Here is a 24,353-nt window from a genome sequence, read left to right as displayed (position 1 = left end):
GTGGGCTACGCCGCGGTACGGTTGATCCACCCTACCGGTGATCGTCGAAGATCAGTGCAGGCTGAATCAGGTCATGGCAGGATCCAGCCGCGGATCTTCAAGAAATGAAATGACTTACTCGCCCCACACCTCGCTGAGTACCCTTACCCAGTTCTCGCCCATGACCTTGCGCACAGTGCGCTCGGACATGCCTCGCTTGAGCAGCGTCTCGGTCAGGTTGGGAAATTCGCCTACGGTGCGGATGCCCAGGGGATTTACGATCTTGCCGAAGTTGGTTAATCGACGGGCGTAACCCTTGTCATGGGTGAGGTATTCGAAGAAGTCCTGGCCGTGGCCTTGGGTAAAGTCGGTACCAATGCCGATGGCGTCTTCGCCAACGATATTCATCACGTACTCAATGGCTTCGGCATAATCATCGATAGTGGATTCGATGCCCTTGGCCAGGAACGGCGCAAACATCGTAACGCCCACGAAACCACCATGATCGGCGATGAACTTAAGCTCTTCGTCGGACTTGTTGCGTGGATGCTCCTTCAGGCCGGACGGTAGGCAGTGGGAATAACAGACCGGCTTTTGGGATTCGAGAATGACTTCTTCAGAGGTCTTGCTGCCGACATGGGACAGGTCGCACATGATGCCGACGCGGTTCATTTCGGCAACGACCTCGCGGCCAAAACCGGACAGACCGCCGTCGCGCTCATAGCAACCTGTGCCTACCAAGTTCTGGGTGTTGTAGCACATCTGCACGATGCCTACGCCCAGCTGCTTGAAGATCTCTACGTAGCCGAGCTGATCCTCAAAGGCATGGGCATTCTGAAAGCCGAAGATGATGCCGGTCTTGCCTTGAGACTTGGCCTTACGGATGTCAGCGGTGGTGTAGACCGGCATGACCAGGTCACTGTTTTCGCGCATCAGCTTCTTTTGCGCCGCGATGTTGTCCACGGTCGCCTTGAAGCCTTCCCAGACCGACACGGTGCAGTTGGCTGCCGTCAGCCCTCCCTTGCGCATGTCCTCAAAGAGCTCACGGTTCCATTTGGCGATGATCAGCCCGTCGATAACGATGCTGTCGGCGTGCAGTTCAGTGGCATTCATCAGGGCAGCTCCCAGGTTTCGCGACGCCGGATCATGTGCCGACGCTTTGAAAGGAGCATATCCCTCAGGTTTTCTGCGCTATCGCGTAAAAACGACAGGGGGATTACCAGAAGCGTCAATGCGCGTTCAACAGGCAGTAACGGCTGGCCACCCCATGCCTCTAGCGCCAGCCAAAAGCCGGGCAGACGCCTGGAGCAGAACGCTCCAGTTGCAGACGAAAGACGGAAAAGCGAAAAAATGTCGAAAAAAAACCCCGCAGTGCCTTAGCAAGCACGCGGGGTTAAAATGCCCTGTTGGGCCTCAGTGTGTTTCGTCCAGACCAAGCGTAAGGGCGCTTTTCCCGGAAATTCGAGGAGCTAAGCCGCTCAACCCGACAAGAAGCGCTACTTTAGCAGCACCTTCCCAAAACTACCCTGTGACATATTGCCCCTCCCTGACGCCATTAGACTTTCGTTTTATTACAGACAAATAACCATCAGGCGCTCTGCTTGCCGGAAAGCGACCTGCGCGTATCCAGTACCGTCTTGTGCACTTGCCTTGCCATTGACCGCTGCCAAGAATCGGTACGGGACTTAACGGAGGATTCGTCATGATGCATGCAGACCTAATCGACCAGGACGACTTCAGGGACCGCCTGATTGCACTGGGTATCGCCGTACCGTCGGGTACTACGCCCGAGCAAGCCTGCCAGCAGGCGCTATGCGGGCTGAACCCGGAACGGGTCACAGCCCTGCGGCGTCTGGTCGAAGAACTCCTGTCAGGTCATGCGACACTATTACCGTCCGTTCGCGAAGCTATTGCTCGTCAGCTGCTACCTGCCCTGGCCCAGCATCGCTAGGCCAGGGCAGCACGTCTATCAGCCAAGCCTTACGCTGGCAAACGTCGATTCTCCTTGCGCCTGACTGAGCGCGGCCAGGGCCGAGGATGTCGGGAGTAAGGCCAACTCCTGCGGAACCGGCACCAGCATCACAGGCTGCCCCATCGATACGCCCTGCCGCTCATCACGCGGGGGAATCCCAAAATACTCCCGGTAACACTTCGAGAAGTGCGGCGTGGAAACGAATCCGCATACCGATGCCACTTCGATGATGGACATGGTGGTCTGTTTGAGCAGTTGTCTGGCTCGAATCAGGCGCAGTTTCAGGTAATAGCGCGACGGCGAACAGTGCAGGTATTTCTGGAATAAGCGCTCCAGCTGGCGACGCGACACATTCACGTAGACGGCCAGCTCGTCGAGGTCAATGGGCTCCTCCAGGTTGGCCTCCATCAGCGCGACGATTTCCTGCAGCTTGGGTTGATTGGTGCCCAGCATATGTTTGAGCGGCACACGCTGATGATCCTGCTCGTTGCGGATACGTTCATAAATGAACATTTCAGAAATCGCAGCGCACAACTCGCGACCGTGTTCACGGCCGATCAGGTGCAGCATCATGTCCATGGGAGCAGTACCTCCCGAGGAGGTGAAGCGGTTACGGTCAATGGAAAATAGCCGCGTCGTCAGTGATACACGCGGGAAGGCTTCCTGCATGGAGGCCAGCATCTCCCAATGCACGCTGCACTCGTAACCATCGAGCAGCCCGGCCTTGGCCAGCGCCCAACTGCCCGTGCAGACAGCGCCCAGCTTGCGGCCCTGCCGTGCCTGCGCCTGCAGCCAGCTCACATGTTCCCGCATGACGCTTCGCTGAATGCCCACACCGCCACACACGATGACCATGTCCATGGCCGGTGCAGCCGCGACAGCACTGTCCGGAGTAATTTGCAGGCCGTCACTGGCCTGGACCGGACGGCCATCCAGGCTGAGCGTAGACCAGCGGAACAGCTCACGACCCGACAGCTGATTGGCCATCCGCAGTGGCTCTATCGCCGACGCCAGTGAGATCAGAGTGAAGTTGTCCAGCAGCAGGAACCCGATGGATTGCGGAACACGGTATGGTGGCTGACTTTGATTCAATGACATTGGAACGCCCTCTTCACGCTAAGCCCGGTATGGCCTCATTGAGGCTCTTTTTATCGTCGTGAGTCGTGTCCAGCTGCTGACGGAATCACCCGTTGTCACGGGATGTAACACCGCCAGGCCGTATGACCTTGGATAGAGGCTTCGCAAATGTCATGCCTACCTTGAACAGCCATTCAATTAAAAAGAAAGAAGATGCTTGGCAAAGCGGTTCCGAGGCTGGTAGTGCCAAAGGCCATCAGTGACCGATGGGTCATGGCAGGCTGTGTCCGTGTGCAAATCCGTAGCAACTCGCAGAGTTGGCTTGTGTGGAAAAAGATTTCTACAGTAACAAAGGGCGGATCGAATTTTCGCTTTCTGCCAAGCATTCCCTGCACAAAGATGCGCCAAAAGGTGGCAAAGCTTTCCCGGCGTGTGCAAATTCAGTTCAGGCTCACTAATTACCCACGGATCGCATTGCGGTGACGCTCATTACTTAACGTGAAATCCCCCTCAAAAAGCATATCTATTCCTTTTAGGCCGCCCCGGTAATCAATAAAAAGGACTATTAACTGTCCTATCGCCTACAGCCCCTATAGGCCATGGTCTGCATGTCTTTAGCCTGTACACGTAGAGGCAAAAAACAGCGTTTGGGACATAACAGGCGCAGCCACAGGTTGCAACATTGTCGGCTGCCTGGATGTTGGGTAACCTGAATGACTGAGCATGGCGACCGGCCATCTCGCAAGACGCTATCTCTATTTCGAGCACGGCTTGCCGGCTCGATGAAACTGGATGAACCAGACAGCTTGGCTGCCATGGCTATTAAAACGATAAAACTACTCGGCACCGAACCGGGCACCTTCTCGCTTTACCTTTGCGCCAATTCCAGGGCAGAGGTCGCCGTCGCTTTCCCGTTAGAAACCGGAAATGTCCAGGCATGCTCCCTTGGTCACAGGGAAGCGCTCGCGCTTTGATGCGTGAAACCTGGGTTTATCAGGCAGGCCGCTCAGGTGCCCTGCCTCTTACCGGTAGATCCTCTCCCTCAATGAATGGATTCTCTCTCATTCGTGAGGTCACCCAGAAGGCGAAAGTCATTACCTCTGGACCGCTTTCCGCCGCCTCAGGCACGGCTCTTTCCGGCCGCCCTGTTTCACCCGTTGTTTTAACGAACACTCCGATCATGAAATTGCCGCGGTCAGGGCCTGCCATACGGCACAACTGTGCTGGCTACGACGCCTCGACCTCTGGTTACGACGCCGCCTGCACTGGATGCGACGTGACTGGTAGGCGGTTGATGAACGATCGGTTACAGATAACCTATCACGCAGCGGAGTACATCGGCCTGACCCTTGCCGAACCACACCCGTCTGCCACGATTTGCTGCCCTATGCCTTGTGCATGCGCGGCAGCATCAGGAAGGAGACATTCACCATGAAAGGTTGCAATGCGTTACTACTGGCCCTGAGCTTAGGCGCCCCGCTTCTGGCCCAGGCGGCCGAGCCCGAGTCCTGCGCCACCGTTCGCTTTGCCGATGTCGGCTGGACCGACATTACCGTCACTACCGCCGTAACGTCCGAAATCCTGCAGTCGCTGGGCTACAAGACCAAGACCAACATGATCTCCGTTCCTGTCACTTACAAGTCGATGCAAAACAAGGATATCGATGTCTTTCTGGGTAACTGGATGCCGAGCATGGCGGCCGATATCAAGCCCTACAGCGACAACGGCAGTGTCGAAACCCTGCGCGCCAACCTCGAAGGGGCCAAATACACCCTGGCAGTCCCGGAATACGTGTACGACGCCGGCGTGAAGACCTTTGCCGATATCGTCAAGAATGCCGACAAATTCGGCGGCAAGATCTATGGCATCGAGCCGGGTAATGACGGCAATCGCCTGATTCAGAGCATGATCGACAAAAATGCGTTCGACCTGGGCAAGTTCAAGATGGTCGAGTCCAGCGAAGCGGGCATGCTCTCCCAGGTTCAGCGCGCCGAGCGTCGTAAGCAGTGGGTCGTCTTCCTAGGCTGGGAACCGCACCCCATGAATACCCGATTCAAGATGAAGTATCTGGAAGGCGGTGACGACTACTTCGGCCCCAACCTGGGCGGCGCCACGATTTACACCAATGTGCGCAAAGGCTACGTCCAGGAATGCCCGAATGTCGGCAAGCTGCTGACCAACCTGAACTTCTCGCTAGGCATGGAGAACCAGCTCATGGACGACGTACTCAATGGAGGTAAGACGCCGGAGGCCGCCGCAAAAGCGTGGCTGAAGGCAAATGCCCAGGTAGTGGACACCTGGCTGGCCGGGGTGACGACTCGAGACGGCAAGCCCGCCTCCGAAGTCATGGCCAAGCTCACGCAGTAACCACCCCAACGACCTGGACAGCCCGGCCGCTAAAGGCGGGCTATCCAGGTCGCTGGATTGTTGATACTCAACTCCAGGGATTTTATCTATGTTCCTTACCGACCATAAGCTCCCGCTGGGGCAAGCCATTTCCGATTTTGTCGACTGGCTGATCATGAACTTCTCGGGATTCTTTGACCTGATTTCCGATGCCCTTTCTACCGTCATCTCAAGCACCACGGGAGCCCTGCTCTGGTTCAACCCCCTGGCCCTGACCGCGATCCTTGTGGTGTTAGTCTACCTCATTCAACGCAGCCTTGCCCTCACGCTGTTTGCCGCCGCCTCGCTACTTCTGATCATTAACCTGGGATACTGGCAGGAGACCATTGAAACCCTGTCTCAAGTCATCTTCGCCACCCTTGTCTGTATCGCCATTGGCGTGCCGCTGGGTATCGTAGCGGCCCATAAACCCTGGTTCTTCGCCACATTGCGTCCGTTGCTGGACCTGATGCAGACCGTGCCGACGTTCGTGTACCTGATCCCCACGCTGACCCTGTTCGGCTTGGGCGTCGTACCCGGCCTGATCTCTACCGTAATCTTTGCGATCGCCGCCCCGATCCGCCTGACGTGCCTGGGCATTCAGGACGTTCCGGAAGAACTCATGGATGCCGGTAAAGCCTTTGGCTGCTCCCGCTGGCAGCTCCTGACACGGATTGAGCTTCCCCATGCCATGCCCAGCATTGCCGCGGGTATCACGCAATGCATCATGCTGTCGCTCTCGATGGTAGTAATTGCCGCACTCGTAGGTGCCGACGGCCTCGGCAAGCCTGTGGTGAACGCTCTGAATACGGCGGATATCGCCCTAGGCTTCGAAGCGGGCCTGGCCATCGTACTGCTGGCCATTCTGCTCGACCGTGTCTGCAAGCAGCCCAATGCCAGAGGAGAACACTGATGAGCGCAATCCGTTTCGAGAATGTCGACGTCATCTTCGGCAAACAGACCAAACAGGCCGTCGACCTGCTGGATAAAGGCCTTGGCCGATCCGAAATCTTCGAGCAGACCGGCCAGGTACTGGGCGTGGAAAATGCCTGCCTGGAAATCCAGAAAGGTGAAATCTGTGTCCTCATGGGGCTGTCCGGCTCAGGCAAGTCCAGCCTGCTGCGCTGCATCAACGGCCTTAACACAGTTAGCCGCGGTCGCCTGCTCATCGAGCACAATGGCAGCGAAGTGGACATCGCCAATTGCTCGCCCTCGACCCTGAAGGAAATGCGCACCTCCCGCATCGCCATGGTGTTCCAGAAATTTGCCCTTATGCCCTGGCTGACTGTTGCGGAGAATGTTGGGTTCGGCCTGGAAATGCAGGGCCGCTCCACGGCCGAGCGCAAGAAAATCATCGATGAAAAGCTGGAGCTGGTAGGTCTTACCCAGTGGCGCAACAGCAAGCCCTCCGCACTTTCAGGCGGTATGCAGCAGCGCGTCGGTTTGGCCCGTGCCCTCGCCATGGACGCCGACATTCTCTTGATGGACGAACCTTTCTCCGCGCTCGATCCGCTGATCCGCCAACAACTGCAGGACGAGCTGCTCGCCCTGCAGAGCAAGGTCAACAAGACCATCGTATTCGTCAGCCACGACCTGGATGAAGCGCTCAAGCTCGGCACCAATATCGCGATCATGAAAGACGGACGCATCATCCAGCATGGCAAGCCCGAAGATATCGTGCTCAATCCGGCAGACGACTACGTACGAACCTTCGTAGCCCATACCAACCCGCTCAACGTGCTATGCGGTTATAGCCTCATGAAGCCGATCGAACAGTGCCGCCGCGAAGGCAATGAACTCTGCCTGGACAGCACCCGTGACTACTGGGCCAGCCTGAGCGACGCACGCAACGTCAAATCACTGCGGCGCAGCGGCGACAGTGTCAGCGTACAACACTGGGCGCCTGGCGAGCCGGTCGAAGCGCTCAAGCGTCAGCCTACCCTGGTCGACGCCAGCATTCGGATGCGCGATGCACTCGAGATCCGCTATCACACCGGCAACAAGCTTATCCTTCAGCAAAACGGCTGCGTGGTAGGCATTCTGGGAGACACCGAGCTCTATCATGCGCTGTTGGGTAAAAACCTGGAGAAAAGCCATGAGGAGTCCGAGGTGACTCCTCTCCGGACCGCCTTTTCCCAGGCCGGCTGACCCATGACAGGCCGCCCACCCGGGCGGCCTTAATGCCTCTGACATAGATTGGTTTAGCCGTCCCGAGCCTAGTAAATACAGGGCTCAAGGCTAGTACTCGCACGTCCCGAACTTTTTATTGATTGATCGTTCAATTAAAAAACAGTAGACTGAAGGCAACTCAGGTGATGCGTGAATGCGAGGAGATAACCGCAATGCCAAAAGTCGGCATGCAACCTATCCGTCGTTCCCAGCTGATTGCTGCCACGTTGGAAGCGGTTGACGAAGTCGGGATGAGCGAGGCGAGCATCGCCCTCATTGCCAAGAAGGCCGGTGTATCCAACGGGATCATCAGTCACTACTTCCAGGACAAAAATGGCCTGCTCGAAGCGACCATGCGCCACCTGATGTCGGCGTTGCGCACTGCGGTTCGCGAGCGTCGCGCCACGCTGACTGATAACAGCCCGCGCGCCCACCTGCGCGCCATTATCGAAGGCAACTTCGACGACAGTCAGGTTAACGGTCCGGCCATGAAGACCTGGCTGGCCTTCTGGGCCAGCAGCATGCATCAGCCGGCCCTGCACCGCCTGCAACGCATCAATGATGCACGGTTGTATTCGAACCTGTGCTGTGAATTCCACAAGGCGCTGCCTGCACAGGAGGCCCGCCGTGCCGCACGCGGCCTGGCCGCAATCATCGACGGCCTGTGGCTGCGCGGTGCCCTAGCAGGCGGTGAATTCGACATCGACGAAGCGCTGCGCATTGCCTTCGATTATCTAGACCAGCAGCTGGCCCGAGCGGCTAACTGAAAAGGGAGAGAATCATCATGACCCAGTTCGACACTCAAAAGCTCTACATCGGCGGCGGTTACGTCGATGCCACCAGCGGCAAAAACTTCCAGGCAATCAATCCGGCCAATGGCGAGGTCATCGCCAACGTGCAGCAGGCCAGCCGGGAGGACGTTGATCGGGCCGTGGCCAGTGCTGCTGAGGGCCAAAAGGTCTGGGCCGCCATGACGGCCATGCAACGTTCCCGCATCCTGCGCAAGGCCGTGGATATCCTCCGTGAGCGTAACGATGAGCTCGCCGCTTTGGAGACCATGGATACCGGCAAGCCGCTGACCGAAACCCAGGCCGTGGACATCGTGACCGGTGCCGACGTGCTTGAGTACTACGCTGGCCTGATCCCTGCACTGGAAGGCGAACAGATCCCGCTGCGCGATACCTCGTTTGTCTATACCCGCCGCGAGCCGCTGGGCGTGGTCGCAGGCATTGGCGCCTGGAACTATCCAATCCAGATTGCCCTGTGGAAATCCGCCCCAGCCCTGGCCGCCGGTAATGCCATGATTTTCAAGCCCAGCGAAGTCACTCCCCTGACGGCGCTCAAGCTGGCCGAGATCTATACCGAGGCAGGTGTGCCCGATGGCGTGTTCAATGTGCTCAACGGTGCTGGCGCCGAAGTAGGCGTAGCCCTGACCGAGCACCCGGGCATCGAGAAGATTTCCTTTACCGGCGGCGTGCCCACCGGCAAGAAGGTCATGGCCAGCGCTGCCGGCTCGACGCTCAAGGAAGTCACCATGGAGCTAGGCGGCAAGTCGCCACTGATCATTTTCGATGACGCCGACCTCGACCGTGCGGCCGATATTGCCATGATGGCCAACTTTTTCAGCACCGGTCAGGTATGCACCAACGGCACCCGCGTCTTCGTGCCGAGCGCCCTCAAGGAGCGTTTCGAAGCCAAGATCCTAGAGCGCGTACAGCGCGTCCGCCTGGGCGACCCGCAGGACCCGAACACCAATTTTGGTCCTCTGGTCAGCACGGCACATATGGAAAACGTTCTGCGTTATATCGAGCATGGCCGCAGCGAAGGTGCGCGTTTGCTGTGTGGTGGTGAGCGTGTTACCACCGGCGAGTTCGCCAACGGCTGTTACGTCGCGCCAACTGTCTTCACAGACTGCCGTGATGACATGACCATTGCTCGTGAAGAAATCTTTGGTCCCGTCATGAGCATCCTGGCGTACGACACCGAGGAAGAGGTGATCCGCCGCGCCAACGACACCGAATACGGTCTGGCGGCCGGTCTTGTGACCAAGGATCTCGCCCGTGCTCACCGTGTGATCCATCGTCTGGAAGCCGGTATCTGCTGGATCAATACTTGGGGCGAATCTCCGGCCGAGATGCCTGTCGGCGGTTACAAGCACTCCGGCGTAGGCCGCGAGAATGGCTTGGTCACCCTCGGTAACTACACCCGCATCAAGTCCGTACAAGTTGAGCTGGGCGACTACGCCTCGATCTTCTGAACCGCATCACCGTTACCCGTAGGGTGGGTCAGCCGACGCGCATGACCCACCGTTTTCGCGCGAGCCGCTGCGTCACGCAGCCAATCTCGACGCCCTTTACGGAGGAGTGCCACCATGGCTAAAGAATTCGATTACATCATCATCGGTGCCGGTTCTGCCGGTAACGTTCTGGCGACCCGTCTCACTGAAGACAAAGACGTCACCGTCCTGCTGCTGGAAGCCGGTGGCCCCGACTATCGCCTCGATTTTCGCACCCAAATGCCTGCCGCCCTGGCCTACCCGCTTCAGGGCACCCAGTACAACTGGGCTTACCAGACTGACCCCGAACCACACATGAACAACCGCCGGATGGAATGCGGCCGCGGCAAGGGCCTGGGTGGCTCTTCGCTAATCAACGGCATGTGCTACATCCGCGGTAACGCTATGGACTTCGATGGCTGGGCCAAGCTTGATGGTCTGGAGGACTGGACATACCTCGACTGCCTGCCCTACTTCCGCAAAGCCGAGACACGTGACGTCGGCCCGAACGATTATCACGGCGGTGGCGGTCCGGTATCCGTGACCACCTCCAAGCCCGGCGTGAATCCTCTATTCGAAGCCATGATCGAGGCAGGCGTACAGGCGGGTTACCCTCGTACGGAAGACCTCAATGGTTATCAGCAGGAAGGCTTCGGTCCGATGGACCGTACCGTAACGCCCAATGGGCGACGTGCCAGCACCGCCCGTGGCTATCTGGATCAGGCAAAGGGCCGCCCCAACCTGACCATCATCACCCATGCCACCACGGACCGCATCCTGTTCAGTGGCAAGCGCGCCATCGGTGTCGCTTTCCTGGAAGGCAACAGCAGCGATATCACTACCGCTCATGCCACCCGTGAAGTGCTTCTGTGTGCAGGCGCTATCGCTTCGCCACAAATTCTCCAGCGCTCCGGCGTAGGTGCAAGTGACCTGCTACGCCAGTTCGATATTCCCGTCGTGCACGATCTGCCCGGGGTTGGCCAAAACCTGCAGGACCACTTGGAGATGTACCTGCAGTACGAGTGCAAGCAGCCAGTTTCCCTATATCCGGCGCTGAAATGGTACAACCAGCCGCAGATCGGTCTGGAGTGGATGCTCAAGGGTACCGGCATCGGCGCCAGCAATCACTTCGAGGCAGGTGGCTTTATTCGCTCCAGCGATGAATTCGAGTGGCCGAACATCCAGTACCACTTCCTGCCGATCGCTATCAATTACAACGGCAGCAATGCCATCGAAGCCCACGGCTTCCAGGCTCATGTGGGCTCTATGCGCTCGCCGAGCCGTGGTCGCGTTCACTTGAAATCACGCGATCCGCGCCAGCATCCCAGCATCCTTTTCAACTACATGAGCACCGAGCAGGACTGGCAGGAATTTCGTGACAGCATTCGTCTCACCCGCGAGATCATGCACCAGCCAGCGCTCGATCCCTATCGCGGTCGCGAGCTGAATCCAGGCGCGGATTGCGTAACGGATGCCCAGCTGGATGAGTTCGTGCGCCAGCATGCCGAAACGGCCTACCACCCCTCCTGTACCAACAAGATGGGTACCGACGACATGGCTGTCGTCGACGGGCAAGGCCGCGTCCATGGCCTTGAAGGCCTGCGTGTGGTGGACGCATCGATCATGCCGCTGATCATTACTGGCAACCTCAACGCCACCACCATCATGATTGGCGAAAAGATTGCCGACCACATCCGCGGCCGTCAGCCCCTGGCCCGTAGCACCGCCTCCTATTACATGGCAAACGGCGCTCCGGTACGCCAAACACCGGCTCGAAGTGAAAAAAAAGAAAATAGAGCAAATTCACCGGTTTACAACTGATTTAGAATCGTTATAATGCGCCCATTGATGCCGGTATAGCTCAGCTGGTAGAGCAACTGACTTGTAATCAGTAGGTCCCGAGTTCGATTCTTGGTGCCGGCACCATCAAATTCAAAGGCTCGCAGAAATGCGGGCCTTTTTCTTTTGCGCTCAAAAAATTCTTACGTCAGAACGCTTGGTTTACCTCTTTGCAAACAGAGGCGAAACATTCTGTTGCATCTTAACAATGCTATACATCCATCTGTTGAAACCTCGACTCACTCCGGGACTCAGGTCTATTGAGACAAGAGAAGAAGAGAGGTAAACAATGGCTAAGGCATTGATGAAGCTCCTGAAAACACCTACCGACCGAGGCGTATTCGACTGGCTAGGTGATATGGAAGGACGCCCCGAATAACAGCTCCTGATCAGCGAGATGTTATTCAGCCCGCTGGGAGCAGGTCGCACGCAGGAATGGCCGCACCTCTCCCAATCAGCCTCGCCTCTCCTACTTCAGTTTCTTGATCAGCTTCACCGCCCGGCTCGCTTATACTGGCGCCGCTTCGCTATCAAGCAGGCTCCAGAGCCGAACCTCGCCCGGTCGCGCGCTGGAAGGACATCTAACTTGAAAGGAAACCATTGTGGCAGCAGGTAGTTTTTTTGCACTTTTCGATGACATCGCCACGGTACTGGACGATGTCTCCGTCATGTCCAAGGTGGCTGCAAAAAAGACAGCCGGCGTATTGGGTGATGACCTTGCACTCAATGCGCAACAAGTAACTGGAATCAAGGCAGAGCGAGAGCTGCCTGTGGTTTGGGCCGTAGGAAAAGGCTCACTGATCAATAAGGCCATTCTGGTTCCCGCCGCGCTGCTCATCAGCGCCTTTGCACCATGGCTGGTAACACCTCTCCTGATGCTAGGCGGTGCGTACCTCTGCTTCGAGGGCACAGAAAAGCTTGCGCATAAGTTTTTACCCTCTCATGGTCACGATTCTTCAGAGCACGTAAAAGCTGTCGCTGATCCAAACATTGACCTTGTGGCCTATGAAAAGGAAAAGATCCGCGGAGCGGTTCGAACAGACTTCATTCTGAGCGCGGAAATCATTGCCATCACCCTGGGTATTGTGGCTGAAGCGTCACTCATGCAACAAGTCGTGGTCATGTCACTGATTGCCATAGCCATGACTGTTGGCGTCTATGGATTGGTCGCCGGTATCGTAAAGCTGGATGATCTTGGGCTTTATCTATCCAAGCGCGGCGGCTCGGCTGTACAGGCAATCGGGCGAGGCCTTGTGAATGCGGCTCCGATGCTAATGAAGGGGCTATCCGTTGTCGGAACGATTGCCATGTTCATGGTAGGCGGTGGCATTCTGACCCATGGCATCCCGGCTCTTCATCATCTGATTGAAACCCTGGAACACGTGGCTGCAGGCGTACCGGCAATAGGCCCTGTTCTAGGCGTACTGACGCCTACGCTGTTCAATATTGTATTCGGCATCCTGGCCGGCGCAGTGGTCATGATAGTAGTCGGCATCGCCAGCAAGCTGTTTCGTCGCAAACCTTCCACCAGCCATTAAGCTCAGTCCTATTAAAAGGCAGGACAACGGTAAGCTCAGGTGACATAGCCACTTGAGCCTACCGTTAGCCTTCGCCATGAACCGCAAAGGCTGCGTTCATTTGTCGATGGCCGCCTAGCTTTATTGAAAGACTCAGCCCACGCCATTCCTCTTGATCTCGACTACGGCGGCTGCAAAGCCATGAAAAATGCCTGGATCCAGACTCAGCTACTGCCACAGCACAACGATATATAAACAACACTCGAAGCGTACGCCACCTCCATCATCACTCGCGCCCACAACGCATTAAGACCAGCCATAGTCATGACTAGGCGCCACACAGGCGTGGTGTCAGGAGCTGACAAGAGATACGGAGAGGAGGCCTTGGCAGGAATTGAAAAGACGGCTGGAAGGGGACAGCTGAAGTAATTTTCAATCCTATCCATACCTTATTTATGTCGCTTGCACAACGTTACTGTCCCCATCTCAAGAGGCTACTAGAGCTTATACTCAACCCTTGCGCAGCCTATCCAGAATCTTCTGCGTCTCCCGCTCTGCCTTGGCTTCGCTCGAAAGCTCTTTGGCCAGTATGCTCAATACCAGCATCAAATTGCCTCGACCTTCCTCGCTCAATGCGTCCCACTCCTCAACCAGAGTCTCGAAAAGCAAGGCGCCTGTCATCGAGGGGCTGAAATCAGGTAGGTCACCTGAATCAATGGCACGGGTAACAATAGCGATCAGCTCTTTTTCGTTCATCAACAGCTCTCATGATGTTGGGCGAATACGTTAGAGCTTAATAGATAGCTATCTAGGCTCTAAAATACAAAAGGCCTGCATAAGCAGGCCTTAGCGTTAACGCTGAGCTTACTCAGAAGCACTGGTCTCCACGGCGGAAGTCACCGCAAGCTTTTTGGCCGAGGCAATATCTGCCTTGCCGGAGCCTAGCTTAGGCAGCGCATCCACGTGAATCCAGGTAGAAGGCACCATGAGCGGGTTATAACCTGCTTCAAGCATGCGCTTTTCCAGCGCACCAGTGTCCAGAGGCTGCTCGTGAAGAATCACAATACGTTCACCTTTCTTGGCATCCGGCACATTGACAGCCATGACTTCGATTTCGGAGTTGTCGATCAGCTTGATGAGAGCCTGTTCAACAGAGCCCAGGCTAACCATCTCGCCCCCGATTTTCGCAAACCGTGAATACCGGTCCACGATGGTCAGGAAACCATCCTCGTCCAGTCGTCCTTTATCGCCCGTCACGTACCAACGTACGCCGTCAAGTTCATGAATGGCGCTGGCTGTTTTGGCAGGATTGTTCAGGTAGCCCTGCATGACCTGAGGGCCGCCGATAAGAATCATGCCTTCTTGGCCTGTAGGTAACTCTTCAAAGCTTTCTGGATCAACGATCTTGAGACTGGTACCAGGTAACGGCATCCCTACTGTGCCCTGTTTACCGCCGCACTGTACCTGCATATAGGCTACATCAATGGCGTCCGGCAGGTTGACCGAGGCGACAGGCGCCGTTTCAGTCGCACCGTAGCCCTCATAAATCTCCTTGTTGAACTTGAGTTTGAAGGACTCTCGAACATCATCACTGAGCTTTTCGGCCCCCGCGACGATGATGCGCAAGCTGTCCAGCATAAGCGGGTGCACCTTGCGGTTACGGGTAAAGAGCCGCAGGAAGGTGGATGTGCCACACATGATGGTTGCACGGTACGTTGTGACAGCCTTGGCAATGCCCATGACATCGGTCGGATCTGCATGGCAGACCATTGGCAGCCCTTCGATCAATGGCAGGAACTGTGTAACCGTCAAACCAAAGGCATGGAACAACGGCAGCGAGGCCATGACAACATCGTCATTTTCCGTGTTGAGCACATCGGATGTCTGCTTCAGGTTCGCCATGATATTGCGATGACTGAGCATGACACCCTTAGGCGCACCCTCACTGCCACTGGAGAACAGAATGGCCGCGGTTGCCTCAGGATTGTGCGCTCGACTGAATAGCGGCCGCAGCATCCAGGCAGGCAACAGGCGGATCGCCAGCCAGGTTGCCGCAAGCTCGGTCTTGCTGAACTCCTGTCGCATATCTTCCAGATAGACAACACGGCGCCCTTCTAGTACAGCCTTGACCGGCAGCCCTCGCTGCTCGAGCTTTTCGACGAAACGTTTGGAGCTATAGACCGTTTGTATGCCGGCCTGCTCCAGTGCTGAGCGGAGGGCCTCCTGACTTGCCGTATAGTTGAGATTGACCAGCGTCTTGCCGGCCAGCAGGGTTGCCATATTAGCCAGCACACCACCGGCACTGGTCGGTAGCAACAGCCCTACGTTCTGCTCTGGGCTGAGCTTGGTGATACGACGCGCCATAGCACTGCTGGCGGCAAGCGCCTGAGCCGCCTTCATTGGCTTGCCGAGGCTGTCGGCAATCGCCAACTGCCCGCTGCGACGCTTGACGGTTTCGATCCAGGCATCGGCCAGGGTTGGCAGGTCTTCCATATAGATCTGCCAGGAGCGAATGGTCTGGTCGAATATCCGGCGCTTGAGAACATCGGCAGGCGTGTCTTTGGGCAAGGTCTTGCCAAAGGCGACGACTACAGAACGGTGCAAAGGTGAGTCGCGCAGTTCCTTCAGCTTGCTGGATGAGCGCGAGAACTGACTACCCCACAACCCACGCAAATAGAACGGTACGATCAGTACATCTGCATTGGCCTTTTCACATGCGCGCTCATAGCCCTTCCGAAACTCACCCAGCTGACCGTTGCGGCTGATGGCTCCCTCGGGGAACAGGCAGACCACCTCGCCGGCATTGAGCAATTCTGCTACCTGATCCAGCGCCTGGGCAGCACCGGCACCCGGCTGAATCGGAATACAGCCTAAAGACTTGAAGAACCACCGCATGAACCACAGGTTGTAGATGTCCTTGAGCATCACGAAACGAACAGGCCGCGGGCAGGCAATCTGCACAATCGCCCAATCGACCCAACTGATGTGGTTACCCAGCAACAAGACGCCGCCCTGTGCGGGCAGATTTTGCAGGCCATGCACTTCCACCTTGTAATGACGGGTCATGAAAAAGCTGAGCAGAAAGCGGACCAGACTCTGCGGCAGCTTGCCTACGGTGTAAGCGCCACCTATCAACGCAACCAGAGCAATCAGGCCCAGCAGATAGCGACTATCGACGCCTAGCAGTGCAAAAACTGCCGTCAGGATCAGAAAGCCCAGCATGGATAGATTCTGTATCCAGTTACTGGCGGCAAGTACTGTTCCCAATTCCTTTTCAGGTGCGTGGAATTGAATCAGCGCGTTGAGCGGTACGATGAACAGTCCGCCCATCACACCGATGAAAACAAAGTTGAGCGCATGAGAGAGCGGTGAATCCAGCAGCAGCAAACCGCCCAGCCCCACGGCGATACCCAATGCCCCCAGCGGAACAAGGCCAGTCTCGATGCGATTGCGCGACAGGCTGCTTGCCAACGCCGAACCCAGCGCAATGCCGATACCGCTGCAGGCCAGGATGCCCTGGACGACCAGAGTATTACTGACGCCCAGACTGTCCTTGGCGTAGGACGGAAAGGCTGCCAGCATGACCTGCCCAACCGACCAGAATGTTGCCAGCCCAATAATGGCTAGGCGAATAACCGATTGCGCCTTGACCGTTTGCAGGTTTGCTACAGCCGCACGACCATGGATGTAATCCTGCCAGTTAAAGGGTCGGCTGGAGGCGGGTACTTCCTTGGTAGGCAAGCAGTACAACAGCGCCAGCTCAATTACGCTATTGATTACTAGAAGCCATCCGAGTGGGGCGATATCGCGCAGCATCTCGTCAGCGGTTTTCGACTCAGCAGAAAGGCTGCCTTCAAAAAGCGCGGTAAAGACAAACGTACCAGCCAATATCGCTACGATCGAAACAGCCTGAACCAGGCCATTGGCCTCAGCGAGCCGCGCCTTTCCAAACAAGGTCTTGATATAGCCGTACTTGGCTGGTGAGTAAAACGTAGCCTGTACGGCAAGCAGCAGCGTCATGGCAAACGCCAGCCAGAACCAGCCGGCATAGTACGACCAGGTAATCAGTCCGGTAATCCCGACAGCCGCCCAGGCTGATAGCCGCATGACGGATAGCTTGCGAAAGGTATCCGCCACATAACCGGAAGGGCTGAATAAGAGAATGAAAGGCAGAAGCATCAGCCCATTGACCAAGGCCGTCAGCACAATCTGAGTAGAGCCGTCATAGATTTTGAAGACGGTATTCTGAATGATGATCTTATGGCCCAGATCGACGAATGCGTTCAGAAAGATCGCGATCAGATAAGGCCAGGCGCCCGATAGTCGGTGCAGTTTGTCCATAACAAGCCTCTGGAGCGGGATGGAAGTGCAGGCAGACTGCCGGGGCCCTTCAAAATCCACAACTAAAATACAAAACGTAGCGTTAAGAGATGTCTTAGGTATTAGTTTTCGATACTTTTGGCCGCCATTACCTTTTCCTTTCGAGATGCCGAGATGGCCCAAGTTTCTTCCCTGATCGAAACCCTGAAAAAACAGCTCAAGGCACACGGTAAGACGTATGCCGATGTGGCAGCGGCACTTGACCTGAGCGAAGCCTCGGTCAAGCGTCTGTTTGCGGAGGAGAGCTTTACCCTGCAGCGCTTGTCACTCGTATGCAATGTGATCGACATGGACATTACCGAACTCGTGCAAGCCATGTCCGTGCAGCAGCGACAAACCGATGAACTGAGCGAGGCTCAGGAACAGGAGATTGCCAGCGACGGCTTACTTCTGCTTGTAGCCGTATGCGTGATCAACGGCTACAGCTTTACCAACATTACTGAGCAATATCAGCTGACAGCCGCTGAATGCACCCGATTACTGGTACGGCTGGATCGTTTGAAGCTTATCGAATTGCTACCCAACAATCGCATCAAGTTGTTGATCAGCCGAAATTTCCGCTGGCGTCCAGGTGGTCCGATCCAGCAACTTTTTCAGGAGCAAGTCGCCAAGGACTTCTTTCATTCGCGCTTCGAAGGGGAGTCGGAGCAACTTCTGGTCTTCAACGGCCTGTTATCACGAACAGGAAATGCACAGTGGCAACAAAAGCTTCAGCGCTTGGGGCGAGAATTTAACAACCTGTGCGAGGAAGAGGCAGGACTGCCCATAACGCAACGCTTTGGCACCACAACCGTTCTGGCAGTGCGGCAATGGCGCTACGGGCTATTCGAACGCTACAGCAAGCGCTCAGCCGAAGAAAAGAAGCCTGCACAATGAAAGGCCCTGGTAGTTTCTACTCTATTTCCCAAGCTTGATACAAAAGTTCGACTATTTTATGGGCAAGTTCAAATATCCAAAACATAGAGATACCCAACCTCAGCTATAACTTGACGCCCCTCCTCTACTTTCTAGACTTCGGGATGGCGCTCTGAAATCGTCTGTATTGTTTAGTGCCATCTGTACCAGGGTCACTGTTTCTAGGATCGACCCGCCACTTCGTCAGAGAAATTCTGATTTACAGCAGTGTGCGTAGCCATCGGAGCGCCCGCTCCAGACGCGTCTTCCGCCTGACGTTCATGGCCTGCTGATATTGCCGTCCTGACATACGCATGGAATGCCTGCCACCTGCCGGGCTATCTCCGCTTGTTCATCTGCGCCCGGCTTTTGAAGACCTTTCAGCTATGCCAAAGGGGGTAAAGATGAAGAGTTTGGGTTATTCGTTGGAAACGGCCACGTATTCGGAGCAAAAACCTTTCTATTTAGGAATAGTGGCCGTTTGTATCTTATTGGCTATCTCTCTTTTTTTCAGGCTACATGATTTTGAGAAGGTAACAGGCTCCCAGAACCTGGAAGCGAGTTACCACGTCCTGATTACTCTGAATGCGTTAAACGAGTCCGATGTCACGCACCATTGGTATCTACCCACCATTTCGCTAGGCGAAGAAAAGGACAAGCACATCGCTTGGGGCGCGACCATTCCTACACGAACAGGTGATTACGTCTATACCAGTTTTACGCCCTATGGCTTTCTAGCACCCTACTTTGCACTGAAGGTATCGGGCCAGAATATATCTTTGGAAAGCTTGGCCTTTTTCAATTTTGTCCTAGGCTCGGTCATCACACTGCTGCTGTTTACCTTCTTGTTCAAGGTTCTTCGCTTTAATGGTCTGAACGCGTGGTCAGCAGTCTCCGGCGCACTCATGGGTTGCGCGATTGGTATTTTCAGCCGTGAGGCTTTGCTTTCCCATGGCGTTATTTACTGGGTACAAAGCTTCTATCAGCTGATCCTGCTGTCTTCGCTGTTTGTCTTGTTCAAATACTGTTCAGTGATCGACATACAGAGCCGTCAGCGCTACGCCTGGGCGCTTTGTGCGCTGGCCTTCTTCGGCGCATTAACCGAATGGACAGGATACTTCTTCAATTTCGGGCTGTTCTGCATTCTTTGGGTAAACACCCTGAGAATCGAGGGCTCACGGTGGCTATCCAAGAAAATCTGTATAGCCACTATCCTGGCAGGCGTTATCACTATCCTGCATTACAGTCTTGCTGCCGGTTTGCTGCCCACACTCAAAGCCTTCGCCAGACGCTTCCTGGCCCGTAGCGCGGGTGCCGGCAGTTTGTCCGATCTGCTGCATGCCTATGTGCTCTCCTATGGCTATTTCATCGCAGCCATGCTGATAACAGCGGCGGGACTCATCTGGCTGAAGAAAAGCCAGAGTACGTCAAACAGAGCATTATCGATTACGCTGGTGGTTCTCATCGCGGCCAGCGTACCGCTACTGGAAAACCTGATCATGCTTCAGCATGCCACGCAGTTTTCATTTGACCGTTTGAAGTTCATCTTCCCGGCAGCACTGCTGATTGGGTTGTCCTTGCTTTACTTCAGGACCAAAGGCAGAACCGTATTGGCAGGTCTGATCACCCTGGCAGCAATACAAGGCTGCATGACGTATAAGAAGGACATTACCACTTACGCGACCTGGCCCCAGATTGATGAGCAAAACAAGCAGCTGGCATCGCTGGTCGAGCAGGAGCTGAATGTTAAATGTGCAGTGCTATCTACTGACATGAGCGTTCGCGGCTATGCAAACCTGCTCTTTCATCGGGGTATTTATGAGTTGCGACCGCAGCCAGCAGACTTTCGCAATGACCCGAGCAATTGTGGTGGGGTTTATCTGGAAGGCAGAGATTTTCAGGTCGACTTGCCTGAGTACACCAAGGCAACCATTACCGAGAAGGATAATCGCGTTGTGACTTTTGTGAAGGATCAGGGACAATGGCGGCGATTGGAACGGTTACAGCGACAGAAAGGATAAAGCCAGGCAGTTCTTAACCTGAATTATCCATGAGCGGCGCGGCTATTCCGCGGCGGGCGCGCCGTACGATATAACTGAAGTCATAATCAATCATTCTCCCTATCTTCTATATTTGCTGATCGTTCGGCTGGCAGCGAAGTCCTGTATCGACACCATGGGCCAGCGCATAATAGGAGCCATTATTACACCGTGAGTGTGAGCAATATTTATGCTTCCCAACCGCCCTCGTTGGCGTACCCTGGCTGTATTGGCCCTTCTTCTTGCGCCCTTGCTTTGGCCCTTGCATTACGCGGCTCACAGATACTACAGCCAGCAATTGGCTGAGCAGAACCGACAAACGCTGGATCTCTACGTAGCGAACCTATTGGGTACGCTTCGGCGCTATGAAGTCTTACCGGATCTGCTGGGCGATATGCCCGCGCTTCGCGCCTCGCTGCATGATCCGGTCGATGCAGATACGCAAAGATCAGCTAATCAGTTACTGGAGCGGATTCGGCAGCGTACCGGGGCAGACGTGATTTACCTGATGCGAGCCGACGGATACTGCCAAGCCACATCGAACTGGAATGAGCCGGACAGCTTTGTTGGGCGTGATTTTTCTTTCCGTCCGTATTATCAGGAAGCAATGCAGAACAAATCCGGTCGTTTCTTTGGACTTGGAACCACATCCGGTAAACGAGGCTACTATTTCGCAGCGCCCGTACATGATGGTGGAAACGTCATCGGAGTCGTGGTCGTCAAAGTAGACCTGGATGGCCCTGAAAAGCTCTGGGGACGAACGCCTGAACAACTCCTGGTCACCGACAGCTTTGGTGTAGTGATCCTGACCTCCCGCAATGAGTGGCGCTTTCGAGCCAGCCGCCCGTTGAATGATGAACAACGTGACGTTATCGCACGCAATCTGCCTTACCCCAGGGGCTCACTCGAACCCTTGGAAATTAGTGATAACCAGTGGCTAATCCAACAGCGCTTTCTAGATGAAATTGGCTGGACAGCACGAATCCTGGCTCCTCGTGATTTGCTTGAACGCCAGGTACGTAGCGTTCTATACATAGGAGGGGCGACATTACTGGCCCTGCTTCTCCTATTGGCCGTCATGACCTTAAGGCGTCGACATTATCTTGAGCGAATCGCATTGGATGCTCGGGCTAAGCGTGATCTGGAATTGAGCGTACAGGAGCGTACTCAGGACTTGCAGACGCTAAACCAACGTCTGCAACAGGAGGTGCACGATCGCGAGCAGGCTCAACGCGAACTTATGCGAGCACAAGATGAAGTTGTCCAAGCGGGAAAGCTGTCTGCTCTGGGCACCATGTCAGCCAGCATCAGCCATGAGCTGAACCAGCCGCTGGCGGCCATTCGCAGCTATGCCGAAAACGCAGCGGTCTTGTTGGATCATAGTCGAGTGGATGACGCCCGTGGCAATCTGAAGCTGATTGGTGAATTGACGACGCGCATGGCCAATATCATCTCTCACCTCAAGGCGTATGCTCGTGGTGCACGAAGAGCACCAGAAAGCGTTGCGCTACAAGCAGCGCTGGAAGACTCGTTAGCATTACTGGCAGCCCGTCGGCGGGCCATGAATGTCGAGCTGATTCGGGATCTGCCTGACGCTCCATTATGGGTGCAAGCAGGTGAAACACGGCTGCGCCAGATCATCAATAACCTGCTCACTAATGCTCTGGATGCATTGATAGAAAAAGGGCCACCTCGCCGACTTTGGCTGATTGCCAATCAGGATGAAAAAGGCGTGACACTGGTTATTCGTGACAATGGCCCAGGCTTTTCTGCTGAAGCACTGGCCAGAGCGCATGAGCCCTTTTTTACAACAAAGGCAACTACCCAGGGGCTTGGGCTGGGTCTTGCGATCTGCGATACATTGCTCCGTGCATTAGGTGGACATCTGCACCTATCCAATCATATGGAAGGCGGTGCCGAGGTTCGCCTGTTCTTATTAAACGGCAAGCCTGGCGTAGCATCAGTACCGCAAGAGGAAATGCGTGGCTGATCGCTCGGATCGCTCGGCTTATGCAAAACTTATGACGGCAACAATATTTCATTCGTGCTTAATGATGATCAGGTTTTAAATTACTCATGACGTCTCCTCTGCCTTTCGATACCAACAGCCAAGTGCTTTTGATCGACGACGACCCTCACCTTCGTCAGGCTTTAAGTCAGACACTAGACCTGGCAGGGCTTAACGTTGTAGCGCTTGCAGATGCGCGTACGCTGGACATGCAACTTGTACGTGAATGGCCAGGCGTTGTAGTCAGCGATATCCGCATGCCTGGTATCGACGGTATTGAGCTCCTAGGGCAATTGCATAACCAGGACGCTGATCTGCCTGTCGTATTGATTACAGGGCACGGCGATGTTCCATTGGCTGTTCAGGCCATGCGAGCAGGCGCCTATGATTTTCTAGAGAAGCCTTTTGCGAACGATGCTCTGCTTGATAGCGTGCGTCGTGCACTGGAAGTTCGTCGCCTTGTCCTTGAGAACCGCAGCCTTAGGCTGGCACTGGCTGAACGCAAGGAATTGCAGACCCGGCTGATTGGCCAAGCACCTAGCATGAGCCGCTTACGTGACCAAATCGGCGCGCTGGCATCTACTCATGCTGATGTACTCATTCTAGGAGAGACAGGAGCAGGCAAAGAGGTTGTTGCCCGGGCACTGCATGATCTTTCTACACGAAAAGGCGGGCCCTTTGTCGCTATTAATGCTGGCGCACTGGCCGAGTCGGTGGTCGAGAGTGAGCTTTTCGGCCATGAGCAAGGCGCATTCACAGGTGCCCAAAAACGACGCATCGGGAAGTTCGAGTACGCTAACGGCGGAACTGTCTTTCTGGATGAAATTGAAAGCATGAGTCTGGATGTTCAGGTCAAGCTATTGCGGCTGCTTCAAGAGCGCGTCGTAGAAAGAGTTGGTTCCAACCAGCAGATACCATTAGATATTCGAGTAATAGCTGCAACCAAAGAAGACCTGAGACAAGCGGCAGACCAAGGCCGCTTTCGAGCCGACCTTTATTACCGCTTAAACGTTGCCAGTCTGAAGATCCCGCCCCTTCGTGAGCGAAGCGAAGATATCCTGACACTCTTCCGTCACTTCACCGAAGCAGCCGCAGCGCGGCATCATTTACCCTTACGGGAGCTGGATGGCTCACAGCGTGCTGCTCTCATGGGGCACCGCTGGCCTGGAAACGTCCGGGAACTACAAAATGCAGCAGAACGGTTTGCATTGGGGCTAGAGCTCGCTTTGGACAACCATGATGCTCATGGCTCTGCAGCTCCGTCCGCTCATGTTATGGAAATGCCAGGCTTGACCGGTAACCTAAGCGAGCAGGTGGAGTCATTCGAGCGGGCGCTACTTGTGCAGGAGCTAAACCAATCACATGGCTCATTGCGCAGCATGGCGGAAGCGCTGGGGCTGCCACGCAAAACGCTTTCAGACAAGTTAAAAAAGCATGGCCTACATTTCAATGGCGGAGCAAGCGAAGATATCGAGCAGGGCTCTTAGCGTATAGGCAGATTACAGGACACACATCTTTAAATTATATAAGGGCAGGCGTTGGTACAACCTGCCTCTTTTAAGGTCGGAAATAGCCCATCGCCTTTATTTCTGCCGCAAAAGCAAAACCCCCGGGCGGTTAGGCCTGGGGGTTCTGGGTATAGGTGCTTGACGATGACCTACTCTCACATGGGGAAACCCCACACTACCATCGGCGATGCATCGTTTCACTTCTGAGTTCGGAAAGGGATCAGGTGGTTCCAACGCTCTATGGTCGTCAAGCAATTCGGGTGGGGAACCGGTGTCTAGTCGTTTCCCCGAATGGGTATGTGATCGGTGTT

The 24,353-nt window shown here is 55.4% G+C and carries 18 protein-coding genes, 1 tRNA gene and 1 rRNA gene; 14 read left to right on the top strand and 6 right to left on the bottom strand.

Annotated features, from left to right (window positions below; all coding sequences use genetic code 11):
• Positions 1-114 precede the first annotated feature (114 nt).
• A complete protein-coding gene (locus JQR86_RS00715) occupies positions 115-1,092 on the bottom strand; it encodes a dipeptidase (protein ID WP_010796208.1) in 978 nt (325 codons plus the stop codon).
• A gap of 589 nt (positions 1,093-1,681) precedes the next feature.
• On the opposite strand from JQR86_RS00715, the gene JQR86_RS00710 reads away from it, so the two are divergent.
• Positions 1,682-1,930 (top strand): hypothetical protein, encoded by a 249-nt coding sequence (locus JQR86_RS00710; protein ID WP_010796209.1) that lies wholly within the window; start codon positions 1,682-1,684, stop codon positions 1,928-1,930.
• A gap of 18 nt (positions 1,931-1,948) precedes the next feature.
• Here the strand turns inward: JQR86_RS00710 and JQR86_RS00705 are convergent, their stop codons facing one another.
• Complete coding sequence (locus tag JQR86_RS00705) at positions 1,949-3,049, bottom strand: GlxA family transcriptional regulator (protein ID WP_407362533.1); 1,101 nt, start codon at positions 3,047-3,049, stop codon at positions 1,949-1,951.
• A gap of 692 nt (positions 3,050-3,741) precedes the next feature.
• On the opposite strand from JQR86_RS00705, the gene JQR86_RS00700 reads away from it, so the two are divergent.
• From JQR86_RS00700 to betB, 6 genes are all read left to right on the top strand, one after another.
• On the top strand, positions 3,742-4,002 hold the full coding sequence (locus JQR86_RS00700; protein WP_074827218.1) for a hypothetical protein: 261 nt from the start codon (positions 3,742-3,744) through the stop codon (positions 4,000-4,002).
• 457 nt (positions 4,003-4,459) lie between these two features.
• On the top strand, positions 4,460-5,395 hold the full coding sequence (locus tag JQR86_RS00695; protein ID WP_122041320.1) for a choline ABC transporter substrate-binding protein: 936 nt from the start codon (positions 4,460-4,462) through the stop codon (positions 5,393-5,395).
• An 88-nt stretch (positions 5,396-5,483) separates the two neighbouring features.
• Entirely contained in the window at positions 5,484-6,326 is an 843-nt protein-coding gene (gene choW, locus JQR86_RS00690; RefSeq protein ID WP_010796212.1) for a choline ABC transporter permease subunit, read from the top strand.
• The gene (choV, locus tag JQR86_RS00685; protein WP_407362534.1) at positions 6,326-7,561 is read left to right on the top strand and encodes a choline ABC transporter ATP-binding protein; all 1,236 of its coding nucleotides are present in this window, start codon (positions 6,326-6,328) and stop codon (positions 7,559-7,561) included. Before choW ends, choV begins: the two co-directional genes overlap by 1 nt.
• A 194-nt stretch (positions 7,562-7,755) precedes the next feature.
• A complete protein-coding gene (gene betI / locus JQR86_RS00680; RefSeq protein ID WP_197871202.1) occupies positions 7,756-8,349 on the top strand; it encodes a transcriptional regulator BetI in 594 nt (197 codons plus the stop codon).
• Between the two features lie 17 nt (positions 8,350-8,366).
• The gene (gene betB, locus JQR86_RS00675; RefSeq protein WP_434154147.1) at positions 8,367-9,839 is read left to right on the top strand and encodes a betaine-aldehyde dehydrogenase; all 1,473 of its coding nucleotides are present in this window, start codon (positions 8,367-8,369) and stop codon (positions 9,837-9,839) included.
• Here the strand turns inward: betB and JQR86_RS00670 are convergent.
• Positions 9,821-9,955 (bottom strand): hypothetical protein, encoded by a 135-nt coding sequence (locus JQR86_RS00670; RefSeq protein ID WP_260466445.1) that lies wholly within the window; start codon positions 9,953-9,955, stop codon positions 9,821-9,823. The genes betB and JQR86_RS00670 overlap by 19 nt on opposite strands.
• On the opposite strand from JQR86_RS00670, the gene betA reads away from it, so the two are divergent.
• The 3 genes from betA (at position 9,954) to JQR86_RS00655 (ending at position 13,234) form a co-directional block, all read left to right on the top strand.
• Entirely contained in the window at positions 9,954-11,678 is a 1,725-nt protein-coding gene (gene betA / locus JQR86_RS00665; protein ID WP_407362536.1) for a choline dehydrogenase, read from the top strand. The two genes, JQR86_RS00670 and betA, sit on opposite strands and share 2 nt — an antisense overlap.
• A gap of 29 nt (positions 11,679-11,707) precedes the next feature.
• Positions 11,708-11,783 (top strand) — tRNA-Thr (locus JQR86_RS00660).
• A gap of 515 nt (positions 11,784-12,298) precedes the next feature.
• Positions 12,299-13,234, top strand: a complete 936-nt coding sequence (locus JQR86_RS00655) for a DUF808 domain-containing protein (protein ID WP_074827232.1) — start codon at positions 12,299-12,301, stop codon at positions 13,232-13,234.
• A 489-nt stretch (positions 13,235-13,723) separates the two neighbouring features.
• Here JQR86_RS00655 and JQR86_RS00650 read toward each other — a convergent pair whose 3' ends face one another.
• Both JQR86_RS00650 and JQR86_RS00645 read right to left on the bottom strand, forming a co-directional pair.
• A complete protein-coding gene (locus JQR86_RS00650) occupies positions 13,724-13,969 on the bottom strand; it encodes a hypothetical protein (protein ID WP_019366858.1) in 246 nt (81 codons plus the stop codon).
• Between the two features lie 108 nt (positions 13,970-14,077).
• Positions 14,078-17,554: an acyl-[ACP]--phospholipid O-acyltransferase gene (locus JQR86_RS00645; RefSeq protein ID WP_407362538.1), complete on the bottom strand. Its 3,477-nt coding sequence runs from the start codon at positions 17,552-17,554 to the stop codon at positions 14,078-14,080.
• 153 nt (positions 17,555-17,707) lie between these two features.
• Here JQR86_RS00645 and JQR86_RS00640 point away from each other — a divergent pair, with 153 nt between their 5' ends.
• The 4 genes from JQR86_RS00640 to JQR86_RS00625 all read left to right on the top strand — a co-directional run bounded on the left by JQR86_RS00640 (position 17,708) and on the right by JQR86_RS00625 (position 24,021).
• Positions 17,708-18,469 carry a helix-turn-helix domain-containing protein gene (locus tag JQR86_RS00640; protein ID WP_407362539.1) on the top strand — a complete coding sequence of 254 codons (762 nt, stop codon included), beginning with the start codon at positions 17,708-17,710 and terminating at the stop codon, positions 18,467-18,469.
• A gap of 422 nt (positions 18,470-18,891) precedes the next feature.
• Positions 18,892-20,508, top strand: a complete 1,617-nt coding sequence (locus tag JQR86_RS00635) for a hypothetical protein (protein ID WP_407362540.1) — start codon at positions 18,892-18,894, stop codon at positions 20,506-20,508.
• A gap of 208 nt (positions 20,509-20,716) precedes the next feature.
• Positions 20,717-22,516: a sensor histidine kinase gene (locus JQR86_RS00630; RefSeq protein WP_407362541.1), complete on the top strand. Its 1,800-nt coding sequence runs from the start codon at positions 20,717-20,719 to the stop codon at positions 22,514-22,516.
• A gap of 86 nt (positions 22,517-22,602) precedes the next feature.
• Positions 22,603-24,021 carry a sigma-54-dependent transcriptional regulator gene (locus JQR86_RS00625; protein ID WP_407362542.1) on the top strand — a complete coding sequence of 473 codons (1,419 nt, stop codon included), beginning with the start codon at positions 22,603-22,605 and terminating at the stop codon, positions 24,019-24,021.
• Positions 24,022-24,178: 157 nt separating this feature from the next.
• Here the strand turns inward: JQR86_RS00625 and rrf are convergent.
• Positions 24,179-24,294, bottom strand: a 5S ribosomal RNA gene (gene rrf, locus JQR86_RS00620).
• Positions 24,295-24,353: the final 59 nt, after the last annotated feature.

It is taken from the genome of Pseudomonas sp. JZ134 (assembly GCF_051027695.1).
GTDB lineage: Bacteria > Pseudomonadota > Gammaproteobacteria > Pseudomonadales > Pseudomonadaceae > Chryseomonas > Chryseomonas luteola.
Note: the sequence above shows the minus strand (reverse complement) of the source record. Positions and strands in the feature narration are given on the sequence as shown.